The sequence below is a fragment of the Micromonospora sp. NPDC005806 genome (assembly GCF_042871425.1).
GTDB lineage: Bacteria > Actinomycetota > Actinomycetes > Mycobacteriales > Micromonosporaceae > Micromonospora.
Map to the genome: position 1 here is coordinate 29,499 of NZ_JBIAIL010000004.1, position 23,005 is coordinate 52,503.

General features: G+C 73.3%; 20 protein-coding genes. 8 read left to right on the plus strand and 12 right to left on the minus strand.

All coding sequences use genetic code 11. The annotated features are described in order from the left end of the window. Window positions 1-29 precede the first annotated feature (29 nt). Window positions 30-1,097 (plus strand): Gfo/Idh/MocA family oxidoreductase, encoded by a 1,068-nt coding sequence (locus ACFYOS_RS06505; protein ID WP_387136395.1) that lies wholly within the window; start codon window positions 30-32, stop codon window positions 1,095-1,097. A gap of 153 nt (window positions 1,098-1,250) precedes the next feature. Here ACFYOS_RS06505 and ACFYOS_RS06510 read toward each other — a convergent pair whose 3' ends face one another. From ACFYOS_RS06510 to ACFYOS_RS06525, 4 genes are all read right to left on the minus strand, one after another. Then, the gene (locus ACFYOS_RS06510) at window positions 1,251-2,507 is read right to left on the minus strand and encodes an MFS transporter (RefSeq protein ID WP_387136396.1); all 1,257 of its coding nucleotides are present in this window, start codon (window positions 2,505-2,507) and stop codon (window positions 1,251-1,253) included. Between the two features lie 76 nt (window positions 2,508-2,583). Then, window positions 2,584-3,402 carry an aminoglycoside adenylyltransferase family protein gene (locus tag ACFYOS_RS06515; RefSeq protein WP_387136397.1) on the minus strand — a complete coding sequence of 273 codons (819 nt, stop codon included), beginning with the start codon at window positions 3,400-3,402 and terminating at the stop codon, window positions 2,584-2,586. 111 nt (window positions 3,403-3,513) lie between these two features. Continuing rightward, a complete protein-coding gene (locus ACFYOS_RS06520; protein ID WP_387136398.1) occupies window positions 3,514-4,122 on the minus strand; it encodes a hypothetical protein in 609 nt (202 codons plus the stop codon). Between the two features lie 42 nt (window positions 4,123-4,164). Then, complete coding sequence (locus ACFYOS_RS06525) at window positions 4,165-5,451, minus strand: vanadium-dependent haloperoxidase (RefSeq protein WP_387136399.1); 1,287 nt, start codon at window positions 5,449-5,451, stop codon at window positions 4,165-4,167. A gap of 139 nt (window positions 5,452-5,590) precedes the next feature. On the opposite strand from ACFYOS_RS06525, the gene ACFYOS_RS06530 reads away from it, so the two are divergent. Next, window positions 5,591-6,100, plus strand: a complete 510-nt coding sequence (locus ACFYOS_RS06530) for a DinB family protein (RefSeq protein ID WP_387136400.1) — start codon at window positions 5,591-5,593, stop codon at window positions 6,098-6,100. Window positions 6,101-6,184: 84 nt separating this feature from the next. Here the strand turns inward: ACFYOS_RS06530 and ACFYOS_RS06535 are convergent, their stop codons facing one another. Then, window positions 6,185-6,466: a hypothetical protein gene (locus ACFYOS_RS06535; RefSeq protein ID WP_387136401.1), complete on the minus strand. Its 282-nt coding sequence runs from the start codon at window positions 6,464-6,466 to the stop codon at window positions 6,185-6,187. A 159-nt stretch (window positions 6,467-6,625) separates the two neighbouring features. On the opposite strand from ACFYOS_RS06535, the gene ACFYOS_RS06540 reads away from it, so the two are divergent. Then, window positions 6,626-8,743 (plus strand): glycogen debranching N-terminal domain-containing protein, encoded by a 2,118-nt coding sequence (locus tag ACFYOS_RS06540; protein WP_387136402.1) that lies wholly within the window; start codon window positions 6,626-6,628, stop codon window positions 8,741-8,743. 4 nt (window positions 8,744-8,747) lie between these two features. Here ACFYOS_RS06540 and ACFYOS_RS06545 read toward each other — a convergent pair whose 3' ends face one another. Continuing rightward, complete coding sequence (locus ACFYOS_RS06545) at window positions 8,748-10,358, minus strand: AMP-binding protein (RefSeq protein ID WP_387136403.1); 1,611 nt, start codon at window positions 10,356-10,358, stop codon at window positions 8,748-8,750. Then, the gene (locus tag ACFYOS_RS06550) at window positions 10,355-12,040 is read right to left on the minus strand and encodes an AMP-binding protein (protein WP_387136404.1); all 1,686 of its coding nucleotides are present in this window, start codon (window positions 12,038-12,040) and stop codon (window positions 10,355-10,357) included. The genes ACFYOS_RS06545 and ACFYOS_RS06550 overlap by 4 nt, the downstream gene beginning before the upstream one ends. 132 nt (window positions 12,041-12,172) lie before the next feature. Here ACFYOS_RS06550 and ACFYOS_RS06555 point away from each other — a divergent pair, with 132 nt between their 5' ends. Both ACFYOS_RS06555 and ACFYOS_RS06560 read left to right on the plus strand, forming a co-directional pair. Then, window positions 12,173-13,033 carry a response regulator transcription factor gene (locus ACFYOS_RS06555; protein ID WP_387136405.1) on the plus strand — a complete coding sequence of 287 codons (861 nt, stop codon included), beginning with the start codon at window positions 12,173-12,175 and terminating at the stop codon, window positions 13,031-13,033. A gap of 216 nt (window positions 13,034-13,249) precedes the next feature. Continuing rightward, complete coding sequence (locus ACFYOS_RS06560) at window positions 13,250-14,074, plus strand: ArsR/SmtB family transcription factor (RefSeq protein WP_387136406.1); 825 nt, start codon at window positions 13,250-13,252, stop codon at window positions 14,072-14,074. 75 nt (window positions 14,075-14,149) lie between these two features. Here the strand turns inward: ACFYOS_RS06560 and ACFYOS_RS06565 are convergent, their stop codons facing one another. Next, window positions 14,150-14,581, minus strand: a complete 432-nt coding sequence (locus ACFYOS_RS06565) for a DUF6069 family protein (RefSeq protein ID WP_387136407.1) — start codon at window positions 14,579-14,581, stop codon at window positions 14,150-14,152. A gap of 198 nt (window positions 14,582-14,779) precedes the next feature. Here ACFYOS_RS06565 and ACFYOS_RS06570 point away from each other — a divergent pair, with 198 nt between their 5' ends. The 3 genes from ACFYOS_RS06570 to ACFYOS_RS06580 all read left to right on the plus strand — a co-directional run bounded on the left by ACFYOS_RS06570 (window position 14,780) and on the right by ACFYOS_RS06580 (window position 17,196). Further along, complete coding sequence (locus ACFYOS_RS06570) at window positions 14,780-15,883, plus strand: sensor histidine kinase (RefSeq protein WP_387136408.1); 1,104 nt, start codon at window positions 14,780-14,782, stop codon at window positions 15,881-15,883. A 114-nt stretch (window positions 15,884-15,997) separates the two neighbouring features. Then, on the plus strand, window positions 15,998-16,666 hold the full coding sequence (locus tag ACFYOS_RS06575) for a response regulator (protein ID WP_387136409.1): 669 nt from the start codon (window positions 15,998-16,000) through the stop codon (window positions 16,664-16,666). Between the two features lie 47 nt (window positions 16,667-16,713). Then, a complete protein-coding gene (locus ACFYOS_RS06580) occupies window positions 16,714-17,196 on the plus strand; it encodes a hypothetical protein (protein ID WP_387136410.1) in 483 nt (160 codons plus the stop codon). An 18-nt stretch (window positions 17,197-17,214) separates the two neighbouring features. On the opposite strand, the gene ACFYOS_RS06585 is transcribed toward ACFYOS_RS06580, so the two are convergent. The 4 genes from ACFYOS_RS06585 to ACFYOS_RS06600 all read right to left on the minus strand — a co-directional run bounded on the left by ACFYOS_RS06585 (window position 17,215) and on the right by ACFYOS_RS06600 (window position 22,986). Further along, the gene (locus tag ACFYOS_RS06585) at window positions 17,215-17,982 is read right to left on the minus strand and encodes a class I SAM-dependent methyltransferase (RefSeq protein ID WP_387136411.1); all 768 of its coding nucleotides are present in this window, start codon (window positions 17,980-17,982) and stop codon (window positions 17,215-17,217) included. A gap of 240 nt (window positions 17,983-18,222) precedes the next feature. Next, entirely contained in the window at window positions 18,223-18,354 is a 132-nt protein-coding gene (locus ACFYOS_RS06590; protein WP_387136412.1) for a DUF6767 domain-containing protein, read from the minus strand. Between the two features lie 46 nt (window positions 18,355-18,400). Continuing rightward, entirely contained in the window at window positions 18,401-20,962 is a 2,562-nt protein-coding gene (mgtA, locus tag ACFYOS_RS06595) for a magnesium-translocating P-type ATPase (RefSeq protein ID WP_387136413.1), read from the minus strand. 158 nt (window positions 20,963-21,120) lie between these two features. Beyond that, window positions 21,121-22,986: an L-lactate permease gene (locus ACFYOS_RS06600; protein ID WP_387136414.1), complete on the minus strand. Its 1,866-nt coding sequence runs from the start codon at window positions 22,984-22,986 to the stop codon at window positions 21,121-21,123. Window positions 22,987-23,005: the final 19 nt, after the last annotated feature.

The window sequence follows — 23,005 nt, forward strand, 5'->3', positions numbered from 1 at the left end:
CGGGGGATCACCGACGACGGGGGGACGGCATGGCGCAGGCGCCGCTGCGGGTGGGGCTGCTGGGGTACGGGATCGCCGGGCGGGTGTTCCACGCCCCGCTGATCGCCGCGACGCCTGGGCTGCGGCTGGACGCCGTGGTGACCCGCGATCCGCAGCGCCGCGAGCAGGTGCGCGCCGAGCACCCGGACGCCCGCCTGGTCGACGACGCCGATCAGCTCTGGCGGGCCGCCGACAGCCTGGACCTGATCGTGGTGGCCACGCCGAACCGGCAGCACGTGCCGATGGCCCGGGCCGCGGTGGCGGCCGGACTGCCGGTGGTGGTGGACAAGCCGCTCGCGCCCACCGCGGCGGAGGGCCGGGCGCTGGTCGAGGAGGCCAAGGCCGCGGGGGTGCCGCTGACGGCGTTCCAGAACCGCCGCTGGGACGGCGACTTCCTGACCGTCCGCCGGCTCGTCGAGGCGGGTGAACTGGGCCGGGTGGCCCGGTTCGAGTCGCGGTTCGAGCGGTGGCGGCCGGCGATCAAGCCGGGCTGGCGGGAGAGCGCCGCGCCTGGCGAGGCCGGCGGGGCGCTGTTCGACCTGGGCGCGCACCTGATCGACCAGGCGGTCCAGCTGTTCGGGCCGGTGGCACGGGTCTACGCCGAGGTGGACCGGCGCCGGCCGGGCGCCGAGGTGGACGACGACGCGTTCGTCGCGCTCACCCACAGCGGCGGGGCCCGGTCGCACCTGTGGATGACCGCGGTGGCGGCGCAGCTGGGGCCACGGATTCGGGTGCTCGGCGACCGGGCCGCGTACACCACGTACGGGTTGGATCCGCAGGAGGCGGCGCTGCGCGAGGGCGGCTTGCCGGGCACGCCGGGCTGGGGCGAGGTCGACCCCGACCGGTACGGGCGGCTGGGTGCCGACGGCGAGTTGCGGGCGGTGCCCACCGAGGCAGGCCGCTACCAGGACTTCTACGTGCAGGTCGAGGCGGCGCTGCGGGACGGGGCACCGATGCCCGTGGACCCGGCTGAGGCGGTCACCGTGGTGGAGCTGATCGAGCTGGCGCACCAGGCGGCCGCGCAGGGCGTGACGCTGCCGGTGCCGCCGTCGGTCTGAGCCGGCGGTCAGGGCGGGAAGACCCGGGGCACCCGCGGCCGGGAGTTGGTCGTCCGGGCCGGCAATGCCCGGAGATGACGTGCTCCGCCGCCCAAAGGTCCAGGTAGCCGCGGCGAACAGCGGCGGTACGGACAGCGACGGCACCGAGGCTCCTCAGGCGACGGTCGCGGGGGCGTCCGGGGTCGTCGGGGCGGGATCGGCGTACGCGGCGGCGACCGTGGCCCGGTCGAAGACCCGCCAGGTCGCCGCGATCACCGCGACGGCGACCACGAAGCCCACCCAGTACGGCGCGGTGATCCCGAACCGGTCGGCGACCACCCCGCCCAGCAGCGCGCCGACGCAGTTGCCACCGGCGGCGATGAACAGCGTCGTGCTCCCCACCCGGCCCATCAGCGTGGGTGGGGTGAGCCGCTGGCGCAGCGAGTTCGCCACCATATTCCACAGCGCGCCGTGCACCCCGAAGGCGAACAGCGCCACCCCGACGACCACGGCGCTGCGCGAGGCGGCCAGAGCCAGGTGCAGGCCGGCCTCGATGAGCAGGCCGATCCGGACGGTCCAGGTGGCGGTGATCGTGGCGACGAGCCGATCGCCGACGGCCGAGCCGAGCAGCCCGCCGACGGCCATGCAGGTGAACAGCGCGCCGTAGCCGACCGAGCCGAGGCCGAGCCGGTCGGTGGCGAGCAGCACCAGCACCGCGAGGGCAGCGGTGAGGGTGACGTTGAGCAGCCCGATCAGCAGGGTCATGGTGCGCAGCAGCCGCTGGGACAGCAGCCAGCGGAACCCCTCGGCGACCTCCGCGCGGACCGAACGGCGTCCGCCCACCTCCGGCGCGCCCCGGTACGTCCCGGCGAGCAGGCCGACCAGCACGGCGCTGAGCGCGTACGTGCCGGCGTTGACGGCGAACGGAATGGCGGCGGCCACCACGAAGAGGAACCCGCCGAGCGGGCCGGCGACCATGTTCTGCATGACCTGGGTGCCGCCGCCCAGCCAGCCGTTGGCCCGCTCGAGGCGGGACCGGGGCACCACCGCCGGCACGACCGCCTGGGCGGCCGTGCGGAACACCACCTCACCGGTGTTGACCACGAACAGCACCGCGTACAGCAGCGCCACCCCGGCGCGGTCGGTGACCATCGCGGCGGCCAGCACCGCCAGCACGACCACCCGTACCCAGTCGATGACCACCATCAGTCGGCGCCGGTCGACCCGGTCCACCAGGACCCCGCCGGGCAGCGAGAACAGCAGCCACGGCAGCCACGCCACCGCGGCGCCCGCCGACACGGTCAGCGGATCGTCGGTCCGCGAGGCGACGTACAGCGGCGCGGCGACGGTCGCCATTCCGCTGCCCAACGCCGACATCGTGCTGGCCGTCCAGAGCCGGGCGAAGCGCCCGTCGAGCCGTTCCCCCGTCACGGCGAGCGAACCTACCAAAGATCGGTTGTCGCTCCGACCGGGTTACCGGGCCGGCCACCGCAGCCCGCCTGGCGGATCAGGAAACGGTCGGGGCCAGCCGGCGGATCTCGGCGCGGACGTGGTCGACGTGCGGGCGGACCTGGGCGGTCAGGTCGTCGCTCCACCGCTCCTGCGCCTCGCCGAGATAGCTGGCGCGAGCGTGGGCCAGCACCGGCCGGTGTTCGGTCGGAAGCTGCGCCAGGGCCCAGTCGGCGGCGGCGTCCTTCGGCAGGACGTCGCCGCTCGCCAGGGTGGCCCAGATCCGGGCGAAGGTGAGCAGCACGTTGCGGGTGTCGTCGTCGAGGCCGGCGAGCAGCCCGGGGATCCCGGCGACGATCGCCCGGGCCAGGTCGGCGGCGGGGACCGGGTCGAGCAACTCGGCCGGCGGCGGCCCGGCCAGCGGCGTGTCCCCGCGCAGCACCATGGTGATCAGCGGCGCGAGGTCGGGCGTCGGCTCGGGCTCGGGCGCCCCGCCGGCGGTGTACTCGTCGCGCAGCCACTCGCCGTAGAGGAACTCGCCGCGCGGCGGGTAGCGCCAGGGGCGTACCGCGGATTGCGCTACCACGGTCAGCTCGACCGGCCGGGCCGGCCCGCGGAAGGCCCGGCGGCCGGAGATCTCGAACAGTCCCTCGACGAGAGCCCGGCGCTGCGCCCCGGTGGTGCGGCTCCGCGACACCACGAACACGTCGACGTCACTGGCCGGCCGCAGTCCGCCAAGCACCCCGGACCCGTGCAGGTACACGCCCAGCACGTCGCCGCCGAGCACGGTGGTCACCAGCAGCAGCACATCCTGCACCTGCGCACGGGTGACCGGGTCCAGCGCGGGCCGGGGCGGAGCGGGTCGGCCGAGATCCATCGGGCCAGGATGGCCGGTACGCGCCGGAGGCGCAGCCCGATTTCCGTCGGCCGGATGCGAGGATCACGTTCGCCCCGCTGGTCGAGCAGTCGAGCCTGGCCCGCGGCAGGCTCAACGGCGGTCGGCGACACCGGTGAGCGTGACGGCCATCCGGTCACCGGCGGCTCGGACCACCGCGCTGCCCGTCTCCGGGGCCTGCCCGGTGAGGACCAGGGCCACTTCCCGGCCGACCGGGATCACCCAGTGGGCCTGCCGCCAGCCCGCGCCGTCGTGCCGGTAGGCCAGTTCCACCACGTCGATGTCGTCGTCCAGCACGCGCCGTTCGACGATGCGCTGCCCGGGTGCGATCAGCGCGTCCGGCCCGGCCAGCCGGGCGAGCGGCACCGGCCCCTGCGGGAAGACCATCGCGCCGTCCGGGCCGAGCAGGTAGAACGCAGTGCCGTCCCCCGGATCGGAAGGCGACTCCACGGCGAAGCCCGCCGGCCAGCAGAGGCTGAACGGCCCCACCTCGAGCCGCCACTCCCCCTCCGGGCCCGGGGCGACGTCCACCACGTCCGGCACCGACCCGGCGCCGCGCCCGACCACCGCGCGACGTTCACCCCTGTCCGGGAAGACCGTGACCTCCACGGTGGACGCCCCTGCCGACCCGGCGAACCGGTACGGCCAGTACGGCACCAGCCGGGCGCCGTGCCCGGCCAGCCTGACGAACACGTGTCCCATGCCGACCTCCCCGAGCGGACGGCTCAGGGTACGCCGCCCCGTTCAGGTCCGGGGGCGGAAGTGATGCCGGACCAGGTACGCCGTGGTCGCCACGCCGATCCGCGCCCCCTGCACGTCGGCGGTCCGGGTGTGGATGCCGCCCCACACCCGGGCGTTGACGACCTCGGTGAGCGCCTGCGAGAAGCTGCGGAAGTACCGCCGTGTGCCGGAGTCGGCGCTGTACGCGCTGAACGAGATGTCGTCCCGGCCGAAGAAGTACGCCAGCGCCGACATGGTGGCGCCGGTGTTGCAGGTGTGGCCGGACGTGTAGTCGGGGTGGGGCGGCGTGACGAGCAGCGGTGTCCAGGCGGGGTCGGCGACGGTGGCGGGGTTGCCGTCGGTGTCGCCCAGCCGGATCGCGGTGACCGGCCGCCACCGGTTCCACGCCTCCTTCTCGTTGAAGCAGGCGATGACCGCGTCCGCCTCGGCGAGGTCCACCATCGCGAACATGCGGGCGGCCTGGAGGGCGTTCAGCCGCTGGGTGGTGACGAGCTGGCGCTTGATCTCCCACTCGCCGAGCCGCCGGTCGTGCCACCAGATCGCCGCTTCGGTCTGGTCGGCGGTGCGCACGGTGCTGGTGGCCGAGCCGACCTCCTTGATCTCGTTGTAGTCCCTGGCGTACTGGGCGCTGGCGAGCGCGGGCGGACCGGACGTGCGGAATACCGAAGCGCTGGGCAGCACGAACGGCGTCATGTGGCCGACCCAGCCGCCGTCGTTGGCGTACGACGGCGGCGTCGGCCGCCGCTGGCCGGGCTCGGTCCCCGCAATGAAGGTCTGCGGTCCGAACGCCCCGTCGTGCTGCCGGGCGACGATCATCGCGGTGGCGGCCTGCGCGCCGACGTCGATCCCCCGCTGCTTGGCACGACCGTCCGGAACCGCGGCCAGCGCCTGCTCGTACTGGGCCTGGAGGGCGTCGTGCTGGTTCGGGAAGATCGCGTCGAGCACCCGGTAGGCCGCGGCGGCGACGGCGGCGTCGACGGACTCGGACCCGTCGGCGGCCGGAGCGACCAGGTACGGCTGGTAAGGCCGGCCGGCGATGGCGTTCACCGCGTCGTAGACGGCGCTGTGCACCATCGCAGCGCCGCGCGACTGGACCTGCGGCGCCTGGCGCGCGACGTCCCAGATCGCCGTCTCGGCGAGCAGGTCCCAGGTGAGGACGGACTCCGCGGACGCGGCCGCCCCCGCCGCGTGCGCGGCCGGCGGCGCGACCGCGAGCGGGGACCCGGCCGCCAGGACGGCGACGACGGTCGCGCACGCCGCGGCGCGCACGGTGCGAACCCTGCTTGTCATGCTCTGTCTCCTCGCTGCTTCCGACCCGTCAGTTCACCCCGTGTCACGAGGTCACAGCATTGAGCAAGATGACTATAGACGTTCGCATTCGCACCGGTCGATAGGCCGAGCGGCGGCGCCGTCCGGCATACTGCCGGGCATGCGCGTGCCGTTCCCGGAGCCCGGGCCGTCGTCGGACGTACCCGCGCTCTTCCTCACCTACCTCGACTACTACCGGGACACGGTCGCCGACCGGCTCGCCGGGCTGACCGGCGAGCACGCCCGCACCACCCGGGTGCCGTCGGGCTGGACGCCGGTCGAGCTGGTCAGGCACCTGACCTTCATGGAGCGCCGCTGGTTCGTCTGGGGCTTCCTCGGCGAGCCGGTGCCGGACCCGTGGGGCGACCGCGCCGACGACCGCTGGCACGTCGGCCCGGACGAGACCGTGGCCGACCTGTTGGCCGCGCTGCGCCGGGGTGGGGCACGGACCCGGGAGATCGTCGAGGCGACGCCGCTGGCCACGCCGGCCGCGTTGGGCGGCCGGTTCACCGACCCGGCACGCCGCCCCACCCTCGCCGCGATCCTCTTCCACGTGCTGCAGGAGTACGCCCGGCACGCCGGTCACCTGGACATCGTCCGCGAGCTCGCCGACGGACGCACCGGGGAGTGACCGGCGGGGCCCGGCCCCGCTCCGCCACCGACGCCGTGGTGCGGCTCGGCACCCAGGATCAGGCGGGCCAGTATCTCGGCCGTCTCACCCTTGCGGCATCGGGCGTTCCGGTGGCCCCCGGCGCCCCTGCGCCGCGTCGATGAGCGCCACGCCGACCAGGACGAGGGCGGCCGCCGCCGTGGCCGCCAGGGGCGGCGCGAAGGCCAGCACCGGCGCCAGGACGGGCAGCACGATCAGCACGATCAGCCCGACGAGGCGAGCCCGGGACACCCGGCCGAAAATGCCGTGCTCGAGCCAGGCTCGTCCGGCGATGAACACGGTGGGGCCGCCGAGGTCGTACCACGCTCGGCTACCCGACTCCGGCACGTCGAGCAAATCGGCGGCGGCCGGCCGCGTTTCTCGTCGACGAGGGGCATACCGGCGGGCGGTGTGGGTAGTCGCGGGGCGCCGGGTCCGGGTGCTGTCGGCCACGAAGCCGGGGAGGTGTGCGTGACGGCGATACGACGACCGACGCCTGCGGAACCCATGCCTGAGGCGGCAGGGCACCGGGTGTCCAGCGGAGCCTGCCGGGACCTGCCCCCGGAGTTGGGACCGGACGCCGTCGGCGTGCTCCAGGGCCGCACGTTCATGTTCTCCGACGCGGCCGGGAATGTGCCCAGGAACTCGATCGGCGGGTTGGTCCACGACGACACCCGGTTCCTCGACCAGTGGGAGCTGACCGTCGACGACGCGCTTCCGCTGGTGCTGTCCGCCGGACCCGTGGACTTCCACTCCGCGGCGTTCTTCCTGGCCAACCCGGAGCTGCCCGGGCTGCCCGCGAACCGGATCGGGATCCGCCGGCAGCGGTTCGTCGGTGACGGACTCTACGAACGCATCGAGGTGCGGTACTTCGGCATCGAGCCGGTGTCGTGCCGGCTCCGGCTGGCGGTCGGCACCGACTTCGCCGACCTGTTCGAGATCAAGGAATCGGGCCGGAACCGCACCACGGACATCGTCCGGCGACACGAGCCGGACGGCTCGGCCCTGGGATTCCTCTACCGCAACGGCGACTACGAGGCGATGGTGCGGGTGGAGGCCAAGCCGGCGGCGCACCGGATCGACGGGGACGCCCTGGTCTGGGACCTGCACCTCGAGCGCGGCGAGCGGTGGGGGTGCCAGCTGTGGGTCCCGTTGCGCTGTGGCAAGGACGTCTATCGCCCCACTGTCCGGGAGTTCGGGCACGTGTTCGAGCACGGGCCCGACGATCCGTCGACCCGCTGGGCGGAGGAGAAGCCGCACCTGGAGGCCGACGCGGACCTGCTGTACGACGTCTACCACCGGTCGGCTCTGGACCTGGTGTCCATGCGCATCGAGAAGACGATCGCCGGGCAGCCGGTGGTGGTGATCGCCGCCGGGCTGCCCTGGTTCATGACGGCGTTCGGCCGGGACACGCTGATCACCAGCTACCAGACCATGACCTGCGGTCGCGAGGTGGCCAGCGGCGCCCTGCTCATGCTCGCCGACCATCAGTCGACGACGTTCGACGACTTCACCGACCGGGAACCAGGCAAGATCTTCCATGAGTACCGCACCGGCGAGCTGACCCAGCTCGGCGTCAAGCCCTACTGCCCGTACTTTGGCGGCGCGGACACCACCGCGCTGTGGCTGATCCTGCTCTCGGAATACTGGCGGTGGACCGGCGACGCCGAGCTCCCCCGCCGGCTACGCGGCAACGCCGACGCCGCCCTGCGGTGGATCGACCGGTACGGCGACCGCGACGGGGACGGCTACGTCGAGTACGCCACCCGGTCACCCCAGGGCCTCGGGAACCAGTGCTGGCGGGACTCCCCCGACGGGGTGCAGTTCGCCGACGGCACCATCCCGGTGCTGCCCATCGCGACCTGCGAGACGCAGGGCTACACCTACGACGCGAAGCTGCGCGCGGCGGAACTCGCCGACGGGCCATGGCAGGACCCGGCCCTGGCCCAGCGGCTGCGCGCCGAGGCGGACCACCTCCGCGAGCGGTTCAACCGGGACTTCTGGATCCCCGAGCGGGGCGGCTACTACGCCGTCGGCCTCGACGGCGACAAGCGCCGCATCGACTCGATGACGTCGAACATGGGTCATCTGCTGTGGAGCGGCATCGTGCCCGAGGACCGGGCGGGCCAGGTCGCGGCGCAGCTGATGTCCGACGAGATGTTCTCCGGGTGGGGCGTACGAACGCTGTCCACAGCGGACGCCGGATACAACCCCATCGGCTACCACGTCGGCACTGTCTGGCCGCACGACAACTCGATCATCGCCGCCGGGCTGGCCCGGTACGGCTACCGGGAGGAGGCCAACCGCATCGCCCTGGCCATGCTCCAAGCCAGCAGCTACTCGCAGCACCGGCTGCCGGAGGCGTTCTCCGGCTACGACCGCTCCTTCGGCCGGGAGCCCGTGCCATACCCGACCGCCTGCAACCCGCAGGCGTGGGCCAGCGGGGCGCCGCTGCTGTTCCTGCGCACCCTGCTCGGCCTGCAACCCCGCGACGGCGAGCTGCACGCCGACGCCCAGGTGCCCGCCGAACTGGGCCGGATCCGCCTCAGCAGGGTCGCCGCCGGCGGCCGGCGGTGGGACATCGAGGCAGCCGGCACCGAGTGCACGGTGCGCCCGGCCGGATGACCGGTCAGCCGGCCACGCCGCCGCGGCGCAGCTCGACCTTGCGCACCTTGCCGCTGACCGTCATGGGGAAGGCGTCCATCACCCGCACGTACCGGGGGACCTTGTAGTGGGCCAACCGGTCCCGGCAGAACTCGGCGACCTCCTCGACTGTCAAGCTGTCGTGCCCGTCGCGCAGGATCACGCAGGCCAGGATCTCCTCGCCGTACCGCTCGTCGGGGACGCCCACCACCTGCACGTCCGAGATCTTCGGATGCCGGTACAGGAACTCCTCGATCTCCCGCGGGTAGACGTTCTCCCCACCCCGGATGATCATGTCCTTGATCCGGCCCACGATGGTCAGGTAGCCGTCGTCGTGCATCACCGCCAGGTCCCCGGTGTGCATCCAGCGCGCCGCATCGATCGCCTCGGCGGTCTTCTCCGGCTCGGCCCAGTAGCCGAGCATCACCGAGTAGCCCCGGGTGCACAGCTCCCCCGGCTCGCCCCGCGGCACCGTCACCCCGGTCACCGGGTCCACCACCTTCACCTCGACGTGCGGCATCACCCGCCCCACAGTGGCGGTACGCCGGTCCAGGTCGTCGTCATGCCGGGTCTGGGTGGACACCGGTGACGTCTCGGTCATGCCGTAGCAGATGGCCACCTCGGCCATGTGCATCTCGGCGATGACCCGCTTCATCACCTCCACCGGGCACGGCGACCCGGCCATGATCCCGGTGCGCAGCGAGGACAGGTCGTGGGCGGCGAAGTCCGGCAGGCCCAGCTCGGCGATGAACATCGTCGGCACCCCGTACAGCGAGGTGGCCCGCTCGGCGGCGACCGCGCGCAGCGTCGCGGCCGGGTCGAACGTGGGCGCCGGGATGATCACGCAGGCGCCGTGGCTGGTCGCCGCGAGGTTGCCCATCACCATGCCGAAGCAGTGGTAGAACGGCACCGGCAGGCAGATCCGGTCCTGCTCGGTGTAGCGGACCAGCTCACCGACGAAGTAGCCGTTGTTGAGGATGTTGTGGTGCGACAGCGTCGCACCCTTCGGGAAGCCCGTGGTGCCCGAGGTGTACTGGATGTTGATCGGGTCGTCGCAGCTCAGCTCCGCCGCCCGCGCCGCCAGCCGGTCGACCGGCACCGACGCCCCGCCGGCCACCAGGTCGTCCCAGCTCGACTCGCCGATCCAGACCACCCGCCGCAGCGCGGGGCAGTCGCCCCGGACCTGCGCCACCATGCCCCGGTAGTCGCTGGTCTTGTAGCCGGGCGAGGACACCAGCAGGCTCACCTCGGACTGGTTGAGGACGTACTCCAGTTCGTGCCGGCGGTAGGCCGGATTGATGTTCACCATGATCGCGCCGATGCTCGCGGTGGCGTACTGCACCAGCACCCACTCCGGACAGTTGGGCGCCCAGATGCCGACCCGGTCACCCTTGGCGACGCCCGCCGCCAGCAGGCCGCAGGCCAGGTCGGCCACCGCGCGGCCGAATTCGGCGTACGTCCACCGCCGGCCGCTCGGGCAGTCCACCAGGGCCTCCCGCTCGGGGTACGCCTCGACCGCGCGGGCCAGGTTCGCGCCGATGGTGTCGCCGAGCAGCGGGGCGTCGGAGACGCCGCTGGCGTACGAGGGGAGGCTCATCGGACGTCCTCCTCGCGGTACTCGCCGGCCGGCCGCCCGGCGGCGTGCTTGTCCCGCTCGGCCGCGCGCAGCTCGGTCCGGCGGATCTTGCCGGAGATGGTCTTCGGCAGTTCGCCGAACTCCAGCCGCCGCACCCGCAGGTACGGAGCCAGCCGCTCCCGCGAGTGCGCGAAGATCGCGGCTGCCGTTGTGTGGTCGGCGGACCACCCCGGCGCGAGGACCACGTACGCCTTCGGCACGGCCAACCGCACCGGGTCCGGCGACGGCACCACCGCCGCCTCGGCCACCGCCTCGTGCTCCAGCAGCACGCTCTCCAGCTCGAACGGCGAGATCCGGTAGTCCGACGCCTTGAACACGTCGTCGGTGCGCCCCACGTACGTGAGGTAGCCGTCCGCGTCCCGGGAGGCGATGTCGCCGGTGTGGTAGTAGCCGTGGCGCATCGCGGTGGCGGTCAACTCGTCGTCGCCGTGGTAGCCGACCATCAGCGCGGCGGGCCGGTGCGCCAGGTCGAGGCAGACCTCCCCGTCGTCTCCGGGCTCGCCGGTCACCGGGTCGACCAGGCTCACCACGTAGCCGGGCAGCGGGCGGCCCATCGAGCCGGGCTTCACCGGCGCCCCGGGCGGGTTGCCGATCTGCGCGGTGGTCTCGGTCTGCCCGTACCCGTCCCGGACGGTCACCCCCCAGGCGGCCTCGACCTGCTCGATCACCTCCGGGTTCAGCGGCTCGCCCGCGCCCACCACGGTGCGCGGCGGGCGCTTCAGCTGGGTCAGGTCGGCCTGGATCAGCATCCGCCAGACCGTCGGCGGCGCGCAGAAGCTGGTCACCCCGCACCGGTCCATCGCGGCCATCAGCCCGGCCGGGTCGAAGCGGGAGTAGTTGTAGACGAAGACCGTGGCGCCCGCGTTCCACGGCGCGAAGACGTTGCTCCAGGCGTGCTTGGCCCAGCCCGGCGAGGAGATGTTCAGGTGCACGTCGCCGGGGCGCAGCCCGATCCAGTACATGGTGGACAGGTGCCCCACCGGGTATGACGTGTGAGTGTGCTCGACCAGCTTCGGCCGGGCGGTGGTGCCGGAGGTGAAGTAGAGCAGCAGCGGGTCGTCGGCCCGGGTCGGCCCGCCGGGGGTGAACGAGCCGTCCTCGCCGTCCGCGTCGGCGTAGGGGTGCCAGCCGTCAACCGGGTCGCCGACGGCGATCCGGGTGTAGTCGCCCGGCACCTCGGCGAACTTGCCGGTGTGCTCCGCCCCGACGACCACGTGCCGCGCCGCGCCCCGCTCCAGGCGGTCGGCCAGGTCCGCCGGGCCGAGCAACGGCGTCGCCGGGATGATCACCGCGCGCAGCTTGATCGCGGCGAGGATCGTCTCCCACAGTTCGAGCTGGTTGCCGAGCATGAGGATGAGCCGGTCCCCGGCGCGTACGCCCCGGGCGCACAGCCAGTTGGCCACCCGGTTCGAGCGGCGGGACAGCTCCAGGTACGACCAGCGCGCCTCGCCCCCGTCCGCCTCGACGATCCAGAGCGCGGTGTCGTCGTTGCCCTCGGCGAGCACGTCGAACCAGTCCAGCGCCCAGTTGAACTCGTCCGGTCGCGGCCAGCGGAACTTCTCGTACGCGGTCTCGTGGTCCGCGCGGTGCGCGAGCAGGAAGTCGCGCGCCTCGCGGAAGGCCAGGGTGCCGGCGGTGGCCATGGGGTGTCCTTCCTGTCACCGGGTCGCGCGGCCGGGAGGGGACGGCGCCGCGCGCAGTACGCTGATCCTCGATCGGGTGACGCAGGTCTCACCACCCCCGGACGGGGGTGGCCGGCCGGAGGGGTGAGGACGGTGACGCTCTATCCGCGCGACGACGCCGACCAGCTCAGCGGCGCGCTGCTCACCCTGCGCCGGGGCACCGGCCTGCCGGTCGCCTTCGGCGGCCTGGTCCAGGCCGGCGGGCCGGCCCGGATGACGATCACCGAGCTGGCCGGCACCAGCACCGCCGCGCTGCGTGGGTTGGCCATCCAGGCCGGCGCTGGGCTCGGCGGCAAGGCCCTCGCCCTCGGCCTGCCGCTGCGCGTCGACGACTACGCGGTGGCCCGCTCGATCAGCCACGAGTACGACGCACCGGTCTCCGCCGAGGGGCTGCGCTCGGTGGTCGCCGTGCCGGTGGTGGTGCACCGGGAGGTCCGCGCGGTCCTCTACGGCGCGGTACGCCAGCGGCTTCCCCTCGGCGACCGGCTGGTCGCCGCCGCGGTGGACGTGGCCCGGGACCTGGAACGCCGCCTCGTCGACCGGGACGCCGTCCGGGCGGCCCTGACCACCCTGCGCGCCGTACCGGCCCACGCTGAGGGGCAGCCCGCCGGGCCGGAGTGGGAGCAGGTCCGGCAGGCGCACGCCGAGCTGCGCGGGCTGCTGCGCCGGATCGACGACCCGGAGCTGCGCGACCGCCTCGACGCGGTCGCCGACCGGCTCGCCGGCGCCGTCGCCCGACCCGAGCGCCCACCCTCGGCCCCGACCCTGTCGCCCCGGGAGACCGACGTGCTCGCCTGCGTGGCGCTGGGCTGCACCAACGCCGACGTGGCCGAGCAACTCGGGCTGCGCCCGGAGACGGTGAAGAGCTACCTGCGGTCGGCGATGCGCAAACTCGGCGCGCACACCCGGCTGGAGGTCGTGGTCGCGGCCCGCCGGGCCGGACTGCTCCCCTAGAGCCGACCGTCCACCACCTGCCGGTCGGCGAGCGGTCGGTCCAGCTGGAACCGGATGCGCCGCGGTCGCGATCGCGTCAACCCCGTCACCATCCGTAGAGCGTCCTAGGAGGCTAGCTGGGACGTTCTACGGAGTGCCGGACTGGACAGGCAACCGTTCGGCTGCCTATTGTCAGAACAGGCAGCCATCCGGTTGCGTGTTCTGAGAGGATGACGGGTGGACGAGGTGTTCCGGGCGCTGGCCGACGCCAGCCGCCGCCGGCTGCTCGACAGCCTGAACATCCGCAACGGACAGAGCCTGCGCGAACTCTGCGCCGGGCTCGAGATGACCCGGCAGTCCGTGAGCAAGCACCTCGCCGTGCTGGAGGCGGCCGGGCTGGTGACCACGACGCGCCGGGGCCGCGAGAAGCTGCACCACCTCAACGCGGCCCCGATCAACGCCGTCGCCGACCGCTGGATCGGCCGCTACCACCGGGAACGGGCGCGTGCCCTCGCCGACCTGCAGACAGCATTGGAGCGGGACCCCATGGAGAACCCCACGTTCGTCTACACCACCTACATCCGGACCAACCCGGAGAAGCTCTGGCGGGCGCTGATCGAACCGGAGTTCACCCGCCGCTACTGGGGTGGGGTAACCCTGGTCTCCGACTGGCGGCCCGGTTCGCCCCTGCTCTGGCAGGACTCGGCCGACGCGGCGCCGAAGGACCTCGGTCAGCGGGTGCTGGAGGCCGAGCGGTACCGGCGGCTCTCGTACACGTGGCACGGGTTCCAGCCGGAGCACGCCGCGCACTTCGGCTGGTCCGCGGAGGAACTGGACGCCCGGCTCGGCGAGCGCCGCTCGAAGGTCACCTTCGACCTCGTACCGCACGGGGACGCGGTCCGGCTGACCGTGACCCATGACGACTTCTCCCCCGACAGCGAGATGCACCGGGCGATCAGCGGCCAGCTCGACGGCAGCGGCGGCTGGCCGAAGCTGCTGGCCAGCCTGAAGAGCCTGCTGGAGACGGGCGAGCCACTGCCGGCGCCGGTCCCGGCCGGCTGATCAGGCGAACGCCCGGCCGGCTCGGGGATGCCCACCCCCGTAGCGGCATCCCCGACCGCGACCGGCGCCGGCAGGTCAGCGGCCGGCGGTGCGGAACAGCGTTTGGACGAGTACGGCGGCGGCGACCAGGTGCATCGCGACCAGCGTCACCGTCGCCGCCGTACCCACTCCCCCGCCCAGCGGTCCGAGCAGGGACACCGGCAACACCACCACGGCGACGCCGGTCCAGATGCCCCGGGCCCGGGCGGTGAACCGCTCCAGCAGCGCCAGCAGGCCCCAGCCCGCCAACGCCGCCAGCAGGGTGGACACCGCGACCGCGACCGGGGTCACGGTCTGCTCCGTGCCACCCGTGTTGGCCACCAGGTCGACCCCGGCGAGCGGGACGGCGGCGACCCAGACGAGCAGGGTGGCGGCGGTGGTGGCGAGCACCGCCAGCGCCCGACCGCGCCGGCGCGCCGGCCGCGCGGCGGCGACGGGGGAACCCGCTGCGGTGGTCATGGTGTTCATCGGCCTGTACCTCCACTGATGCGCGGACCCGCTGCCGGGTCCGGGGACGACTTCCAGAGGCACGCTAGGCGCGGTCGCGCTCACCCCGGATCGGGCCACGAACGGGTTCCCCGCTCCGTCCCGAGAACCGGATGCGGCACGCGATCTCCGTCTCGCGACCGATGAGGTCGGGCGGACCCGCGGCCTAGCATCCGGGATGTGAAATGCCCGTCCCGATCCCGCATCCTGCTGCTGATCGACAGCGGTATCGCCGCCGCGATCTTCGGCGTCGCCCTGACCGTGGCCCTGGCCCCAGGCACCGGCCCCGGCACGACGGTCGGGACCGCCGTGGTGATCGGCCTCGCCGCCGTGCAGGCCAGCTGCCTGCTGTGGATCCGCCGGCGACCGGAGTACGCCCTGGCGGTGGCAGCGCTCGCCGGCATCGGGCTGGAGGCACTCTGCCCTCAGCTGGGCTGGCTCGGTTTCGTCACCGCTCCCCTGGCGTACGTGGCGCGGCTCCGGCCGCCCCGGGTCTCCCTGGTCGCGCTGGGGCTGCTGCTCGCCCCCACGCCCTGGAAGCTGGTCACCGGCGGCTGGCGGGACCTGCTGCTCGCGGTGACCGCGTTGGGCCTCGGTTGGGCGGTCGGCGAACTGCAACGCGGTCACGCCCAGCGGCGGCGCGACCGGCAGCGGCAGCTGCTCTCCCGGGAGCGGGAGCGGATCTCCCGGGAGCTGCACGACGTGGTGGCCCACCACGTCGCCGTCATCGCGGTGCAGGCCGCCGCCGCCGAGGACGTCTTCGACCAGCGCCCGGAGCAGGCCCGCGCCGCGCTCGGGTCGATCAACGCGGCCGCCCGGTCCGCGCTCACCGAGCTGCGGTCGATGCTGCACGCGCTGGCCAGCGACGACGGGTCGGATCCGGACGGGCCGCAGCCCGGCCTGGCGCAGCTCGACGCGCTCGCCGACGCCGTCCGGGCAGTCGGCCTCCAGGTGACGATGAGCCGGGGCGGCGTCAACGACGACCTGCCCGGCGGGGTACAGCTGTCGGCGTACCGGATCGTCCAGGAGTCGCTGACCAACGCGCTGCGGCACAGCCACGCCACCCGGGCCGACGTCAGCGTCCGGTACGACGACGGCGTGCTCCGCCTGGCGGTGGTCAACGACGGCACGGCGCGCCCACGCCGCGCCGGCGCGGGTGAGGGTCGCGGCATCGTCGGCATGCGGGAACGGGCCCGGCTGCTCGGCGGCACCCTGGACGCCGGTCCGCTGCCCGCCGGTGGTTTCCAGGTCCAGGCCCAGCTGCCCGTGGGGGTGGCGCCGTGAGCGCGAGGAGTGAGCCGGTCTTGCGAGCCCCGCAGTCGCGAACAGAGGTGGCACCGTGAGCGCGAGGAGTGAGCCGGTCTTGCGAGCCCCGCAGTCGCGAACAGAGGTGGCACGGTGACGGTCCGCGTGGTGATCGCCGACGACCAGGGCCTGATCCGCGCCGGCCTCACGATGATCATCGACGCCCGGCCCGACCTGACCGTCGTCGGGGAGGCGGCCGACGGGGTCGAGGCGGTCGCGGTGGTGAACCGGACCCGGCCGGACGTGGTGCTGATGGACGTGCGGATGCCCCGGCAGGACGGCATCGCCGCCACCCGGGAACTGGTGGCCGCCGGCAACCCCGCCCGGGTCGTCATGCTCACCACCTTCGACCTGGATGAGCACGTGTACGCGGCGCTGCGCGCCGGGGCCAGCGCCTTCCTGCTCAAGGACACCCGTCCGGCGGACCTCGCCGACGCGGTACGGGTGGTGGCCCGCGGCGAGGCGCTGCTGGCGCCCACCGTGACCCGGCGGTTGCTCGACCGGTTCGCCGACCAGCTCCCCTCCCCGGCGACCACGTCCGGGCGGCTGGCCGCCCTCACCGCACGGGAGGTGGAGGTGCTGACGCTCACCGCCCGGGCGCTGTCCAACGCCGAGATCGCGGAGCGGCTGTTTCTGAGCACCGCCACGGTGAAGACCCACGTCTCGGCCATCCTCACCAAGCTCGGCCTGCGCGACCGGATCCAGGCGGTGGTCTTCGCGTACGACGTGGGTCTGGTCCGGCCCGAGCCGCCTGCCCGGTGAACCGTCACCGGCGCCGCACCTGATCACCGAGCAGAAACGGGGGCGAGATGACGACATTGACGCTGCGTCGCACCGGCCGCCGGTCGTGGACGCTGACCAGCGACACCGGTGTCCTTCACGGAACCCTGCGGACCGGCCCTGGGCTGGTCTGCGCCGAGGCGAAGGCGGCCGACGGCAGCTGGTCGGTTCGGGCGCACGGGCCGCGTCGGCGGCGGGTCACCGCGGGGCCGCCCGGGGCCGTGGCGCTGGAGCTGGAACCGCCGCTGGCCCGGTCGGCCCGACGGGACGCCCCGGCCCGATGGGAGACGCCGCGTGGCTTCCGGCGGTACGAAGGTCTGCTGACCCACGCCGGCGGGCGCGTCGCGGCGCGGACCTCGACCCGTCCCGGCGCGGCAGTCACGGTCGAGGTGACCGGCCACCAGCCCGACCTGGTGGTGCTCACCGTGTGCTTCGCCCTGCTGACCCGACGACGGCGGGACGGGATGCGGGCGCTGTGGGTCGCCGCCATCACCTCGCACGGCCCGCGCTGACGTCGGATTATCGAGGCACTACCGCCCGCGGCGTCGACGCGCGAGATGGACGATGATGTCGGCGGCAATCTCGACCGTCTCCGGCAGGACCTGCATGATCCGGCCAAATGCCTGCTCTCGCTCTGAGGTCGGCAGTTCGAGATAAGCCGAGACGGTCGAGAGCTGGCCGACGTAGTCGCGAGCCCCCATCGTCAAGCGCCGCTCGATCACGGACTGCTGAACATCGGCGAACCACTCGGACCGTTGGAGCTCCGTACCCGGCCACTGCATGTCATGTCCTTGGGGCGTCCCGTCTGGAGACGGAACCTCGTCGCTCTCCAAGAACGGTGCCCGGGCCGCGCGCACAGCTTCCTCCACAGCCGGGTCAGCCAGCCGTACCGGTCCACCGAACGAGGCGAACACGCCACCCGGCTCCAGCAGCGCGGCCATGCGCGACCACCGCCCCTCCGGGTTCGTCCAATGCAACGCCGCTGCCGCATAGACCAGCCCGTAGCTCTCGCCTGGTCGCAAGTCCTCGAACGCGGCTTGCACGGTCCTGACGTTTGAAGGCACGTGCTTACGCAGCTCGGCGAGCATGGCCCCGTCAGGCTCGGTCGCGGTGACCGTGACCCCCCGTTGCGCGAACAGACGGGTCGCTTTGCCTGTCCCAGCGCCAATCTCAAGGGCAGTCCGAACCGGCTGACCCGCGTACGTCATCACCAGGTCGAAAAGCTCCACGGGATACCCCGGCCGGAACCGTTCGTATGCTTCCGCCACCACTCCGAAGCTCAGTGCGCGACCAGACATGCCGAGCATCCTGACAGGACCTCCGCCGTCAAGGCTCGGCTTTTCGCACGACCTAACCACACGATCATCGGCAGCGGCGGCGGTTGGCTGCTGCACCCGATGCCTGGACACGCTCAGGCCGGTGCAACCACACCAGCTGGAGCCATCGGGTAAGCATCAACCGGGTACGACCCACTGCCGGCGCCGACCGGACCCGGCGCCGGGGGTGGGGCACGGCCGCCGCGCGGACGGAAGCGGACCTCAGTCGCCGGCCGGTTCCCGGGCCGGACGCGGCCGCGTGCCGAACGCGCCCACCTGGCAGAGGGTGCACGGCTCGCCGGGGCGGATCGGGCAGGCCGCGGCCGGTCGGGCCGCGCGGACACCGGTGCTCACGTCCACCACGGTCCACCGCGCCGCCCGGCCCGGGTAGGGCCATTGGTCACCGGCTCGCCCGGCGCCGGGCCGGCACGGTCGCGCCCAGGTGGTCCGGCGGGACCCGTCGTTTGGTGAGTTCGTTGACGACGACGTACCCGGCGGCGAGCACGGCGAGGGTGGCAAGCATCCGGCCCGGCGGGGACGCGAGCCCGAGAGGCCTGGCGAGCGGACTGTACGGCAGGGCCACGGTGACCGCGGCGAGCAGCGCGCCGGTGCCGAGCAGGGTGGCGGACGGGCGGCTGCGCAGAAACGTCCGGTTGGTGCGCAGCACCATCAGCACGATGATCTCGGTGACGGTGAACTGGATGAACCAGGCGGCCCGGAAAACGTCGGTGGGTGCGCGCCACCACCAGCGCAGCAGAGCGAGGGCGGCGAGGTCGAAGGCGATGCTGATGGTGCCGTAGACCAGCATGAAGCGACGGATCGCGCGGACGTCGACGGTCCGCGGGTGTTGCAACTGCTCGGGATCGGCCTGGTCGGTGGAGATCGTGGTGTAGGGGATGTCGGAGAGGAAGTTCAGCAGCAGGACCTGACGCGGGAGCAGCGGCAGGAACGGCAGGAGCAGCGTCGCGACGCTCATGCTGACCACATTGCCGAACGAAGCGCTCGTGTTGACCCGGATGTACTTCAGGGTGTTGGTGAACGTGCGCCGGCCCAGCCGTACGCCGTCGGCCACGACGTCCAGGCTCTTCTCGAGCAGCACGATCGCGGCGGCCTGCTTGGCGACGTCGACGGCGGTGTCGACGGAGATGCCGACGTCGGCGGCGTGCAGGGCGGGCGAGTCGTTGATGCCGTCGCCGACGAACCCGACGACGGCGCCGCGGGCCCGCAGCGCCGCCAGGACGCGTTCCTTCTGGGTGGGATCGACCTCGGCGAAGACGGCGGTGTCGGCGACCCGGGCGGCCAGGTCGGCGTCCGAACAGGCGGCGATGTCGACGCCGAGCATGGGCTCGCCCATGAGGCCGACCTCGCCGGCGACGTGGCTGGCGGCGTGCCGGTTGTCGCCCGTGATCAACCGGACGGAGATGCCCATCCGGGCCAGCCGGCCGATGGCCTGCGCCGCGTCCGGCTTCGGCGGGTCCTGGAAGGTGAGCAGCCCGACGAGGGTCATCCGCGTCTCGTCCGCCGTGGTGGCGGTGGTCGCGTCGGGCAGGGCCCGAACTGCGACGCCGAGCACCCGGTGCCCCTGGGCGCTGAGGTCGGCGAAGCGCCGCTCCACCGCGTCGCGGACCTCGTCCAGCGGCACCACCCCGCGGCCCGTTCGGGCCGTGGCGCACACCTCGAGCACGGCGGACAGCGCCCCCTTGGTGATCAACGTGCGGGTGCCCCCGTCCTGGACCAGCAGGGACAGCCGTTTGCGGGTGAAGTCGTAGGGGACCTCGGCAATCCGGGCCCGCTCGTCGGCGGCCGGCTGCCCGGCCATGATCGCGGAGTCCATGGGATTGTGGAATCCGCGTTGGAGGCCGGCGTTGAGCCGGGCGAGACGGCCCACCTCGTCGTCCGGCCTCCCGGAGACGTCGAGGCTGTCCGTCAGGGTCACCGTGCCGGTGGTCAGGGTGCCGGTCTTGTCGGTCAGCAGCACCGTCATCGCCCCGAAGTCCTCGATGGCCTCGAGTCGTTTGACGATGACCCGCTCGGCGGCCATCATCCGTGCCCCGGCGGACAGGCTCACCGCGACGATCGCCGGAAGCATCTGTGGGGTCAGGCCGACGGCCAGCGCCAGGGAGAACAGCAGGGAATCGATGATCGGGCGACCCAGCAGCAGGTTCGCCGCGAAGATCGCGGCGAGCAGGACCACCATGATCCGCACCAGGAGCAGCCCGAATCGGGTCAGGCCACGCTGGAAGCCGGTGGCGGCCGGGCGGGCGGCCACCTGGGCGGCAACGCGGGCGAAGGAGGTGTGCCTTCCGGTCCGCATCACCACGGCCCGGCCCGACCCGCTGACCACGTGGGTGCCCATCCAGAGGGCATTGGTCCGCCCGGCCAGGTCCGCTTCCGCGGGTGTCTCGCCCGGTCCCTTCTCCACCGGGAACGCCTCCCCGGTGAGCGCCGACTGGTCCACCTGTAGCCGCTGCGCGTCGAGCAGCCGGCAGTCCGCCGGCACGACGTCCCCGGGGCGCAGCACCGCCAGGTCACCGACGACGACCTCGGGTACCGGCACGGACAGCTCACGGCCGTCCCGGATCACCTCCGCGCACACCCGGACCCGGGCCTGGAGAGCGTCGACGGCGCGGCCGGCGGCGCGTTCCTGCCAGAAGCCCAGCCCGCCGCTGGCCACGATGATGGCCAGGATGATCGCCCCGTCGGTGAGGTCGCCGACGGCCATCGAGAGCACCGTCGCGGCGACCAGGATCAGGATGATCGGGCTGGTGAACTGGGCCAGCAGCAGCCGCCAGCCCCGCCGGCGGCCCACCTCGACCTGGTTGGGGCCGTGCTCGCGCAGCAGCTGGGCGGCCTCGGCGTCCGTGCGTCCCCGTTCGGCGGCCCCGACCGCCCGCAGCGCCTCGGGCAGCGGCCCGGCCCAGAACGCCCCGGTCCGCTCCCGCGGGCCGATACCCGACTCCACCCGCCCCTCCGGACCGCCCTGGCGGGCACCGCCCCGCCCCGTGAGCTGACGCTATCGAGGGGCGGCCGGGCCATGCGGCCGAACCGGCCAACCGTCGGGCGGGACGTCGGGCAGACGGGCCCGGGTGCCGGCGTCGCCGGCGCCCGGGCCCGTACCGGTCAGGGCACCATCCAGTCGAGCACCGGCGAGCCCTGCAACGCGACCAGCACGCACATGAACAGCAGCAGCACCAGGCTCCAACCGAAGACCTTGCGGAAGATCTCGCCCTCCCGGCCGGCCATGCCGACCGCGGCAGCGGCGATCGCCAGGTTCTGCGGGCTGATCATCTTGCCGAGCACGCCGCCGGAGGAGTTGGCGGCGGCCAGCAGCACCGGGTCGAGGCCGGCCCGGGCCGCGGTCTGCACCTGCAGCGCGCCGAAGAGCGCGTTCGCCGAGGTGTCCGAGCCGGTCACCGCCACGCCGATCCAGCCGAGGATCGCGGAGAGGAAGACGAACGCCCCGCCGGCCGCGGCGAGGAACGCGCCGAGGGTGTTGGTCTGCCCGGACTGGTTCATCACGTACGCCAGGGCGAGCACCGCCATCACGGTGACGATGGCGTAGCGCAGCTCGACGTAGGTGCGCCCGTACGCGCGCAGCGCCCGGCCGGCGGAGAGCCGCAGGACCAGGGCGGTGAGGATGCCGGCGAGGATCATCAGCGTGCCGGCGGCGGGCAGCCAGTTCAGGGTGAACGTCGTCGAGGAGAGCGGCTTGCCGTTGCCGCCGAGGATGTCCAGCCCCGGCCAAGCGAACTTGACCGTCCACGGCTCCTTCGCCAGGGCCGTCTTGACCGGGCCCAGGTTGGCGATCGAGAAGATCGCGATGATGATCAGGTACGGGGCGTACGCCCGGGCCACTTCGGCGGGGGTGTCGGCGAGTCGCCGTCCGGCGGTGCGCGGTGGCTGGTCGGCAGGGCCGGGCTCGACGCCGTCGGAGCGGTGCCGGCCGGCCGGAGCCGTCTCGTCGATCCGGGGGTCGCCCGCCGGAGTCTCGCCACCGGTGCCGCCCAGGCCGGGCGCGGCGGTGGTCGTACCGGAGCGGGAGCCAGCGGCGGCGCGGACCGTGCCCGGATCGGCCAGCTCGGCCTCGGCGGGCCCCCGCGCGGCCGGTACGGTGGCCGGCTCGCGACCCAGGTCGGCCGGGGTCTGCGGGCGCCAGACCCGGACCAGCAGCACCACGGCGGCGGCCGAGACCAGCGCGGCCACGATGTCGGTCAGCGGCACCGAGATGTAGTTCGCCGCGACGAACTGCGCGAGGCCGAAGCTCACCCCGGCGACCAACGCGGCCGGCCAGGTCTGCCGGATGCCGCGCCGCCCGTCGACCAGGGCCACCAGCATCAGCGGTACGACCACCGCGAGGATCGGGGTCTGCCGGCCGACCATCGCGCCGAGGGTGTCCACGGTGAGCCGGGCGTCGTCGTTGGCGCCGCTGGTGACGCTGGCCAGGGTGACGATCGGGGTCGCGAGGGCGCCGAAGGCCACCGGAGCGGTGTTGGCCAGCAGCGCCACCGAGGCCGCGTGGATCGGCCGGAAGCCCAGCGCCATCAGCATCACCACGGTGATCGCCACCGGGGTGCCGAACCCGGCCAGGGCCTCCAGCAGCGCGCCGAAGCAGAACGCGATGATGATGGCCTGGATCCGCATGTCCGGGCTGACCCGCTCGAAGGAGCGGCGCAGCACGTCGAAGTGTCCGCTCTCGACGGTCAGGTTGTAGACCCAGATCGCGTTGATGACGATCCACAGGATCGGGAAGAAGCCGAACGCGGCGCCCTCGGTGGCGGACAGGACCGCCTGCCCGACCGGCATGGCGTAGACGGCGACCGCCACCACGAGGGCGACGGCGAGGGAGATCAGCCCGGCCAGCCAGGCCTTCATCTTCAGGACGCCGAGCAGCAGGAACAGGGCGAGCAGGGGTAGGACGGCGAAGATGGCCGAGAGCGCGACGGAGTCACCGACGGGGTCGGTGATCACCTTGAACTGGTCGAACATGGATCACCTCAACGCTTCT

Bases quoted from the DNA above. Each gene is read 5' to 3' on its own strand.
- ACFYOS_RS06505 (WP_387136395.1), top strand. From the start codon at position 30: ATGGCGCAGGCGCCGCTGCGGGTGGGGCTGCTGGGGTACGGGATCGCC.
- ACFYOS_RS06515 (WP_387136397.1), bottom strand. From the start codon at position 3,402: ATGGATCTCGGCCGACCCGCTCCGCCCCGGCCCGCGCTGGACCCGGTC.
- ACFYOS_RS06520 (WP_387136398.1), bottom strand. From the start codon at position 4,122: ATGGGACACGTGTTCGTCAGGCTGGCCGGGCACGGCGCCCGGCTGGTG.
- ACFYOS_RS06525 (WP_387136399.1), bottom strand. From the start codon at position 5,451: ATGACAAGCAGGGTTCGCACCGTGCGCGCCGCGGCGTGCGCGACCGTC.
- ACFYOS_RS06530 (WP_387136400.1), top strand. From the start codon at position 5,591: ATGCGCGTGCCGTTCCCGGAGCCCGGGCCGTCGTCGGACGTACCCGCG.
- ACFYOS_RS06540 (WP_387136402.1), top strand. From the start codon at position 6,626: ATGCCTGAGGCGGCAGGGCACCGGGTGTCCAGCGGAGCCTGCCGGGAC.
- ACFYOS_RS06545 (WP_387136403.1), bottom strand. From the start codon at position 10,358: ATGAGCCTCCCCTCGTACGCCAGCGGCGTCTCCGACGCCCCGCTGCTC.
- ACFYOS_RS06550 (WP_387136404.1), bottom strand. From the start codon at position 12,040: ATGGCCACCGCCGGCACCCTGGCCTTCCGCGAGGCGCGCGACTTCCTG.
- ACFYOS_RS06565 (WP_387136407.1), bottom strand. From the start codon at position 14,581: ATGAACACCATGACCACCGCAGCGGGTTCCCCCGTCGCCGCCGCGCGG.
- ACFYOS_RS06580 (WP_387136410.1), top strand. From the start codon at position 16,714: ATGACGACATTGACGCTGCGTCGCACCGGCCGCCGGTCGTGGACGCTG.
- ACFYOS_RS06585 (WP_387136411.1), bottom strand. From the start codon at position 17,982: ATGTCTGGTCGCGCACTGAGCTTCGGAGTGGTGGCGGAAGCATACGAA.
- ACFYOS_RS06600 (WP_387136414.1), bottom strand. From the start codon at position 22,986: ATGTTCGACCAGTTCAAGGTGATCACCGACCCCGTCGGTGACTCCGTC.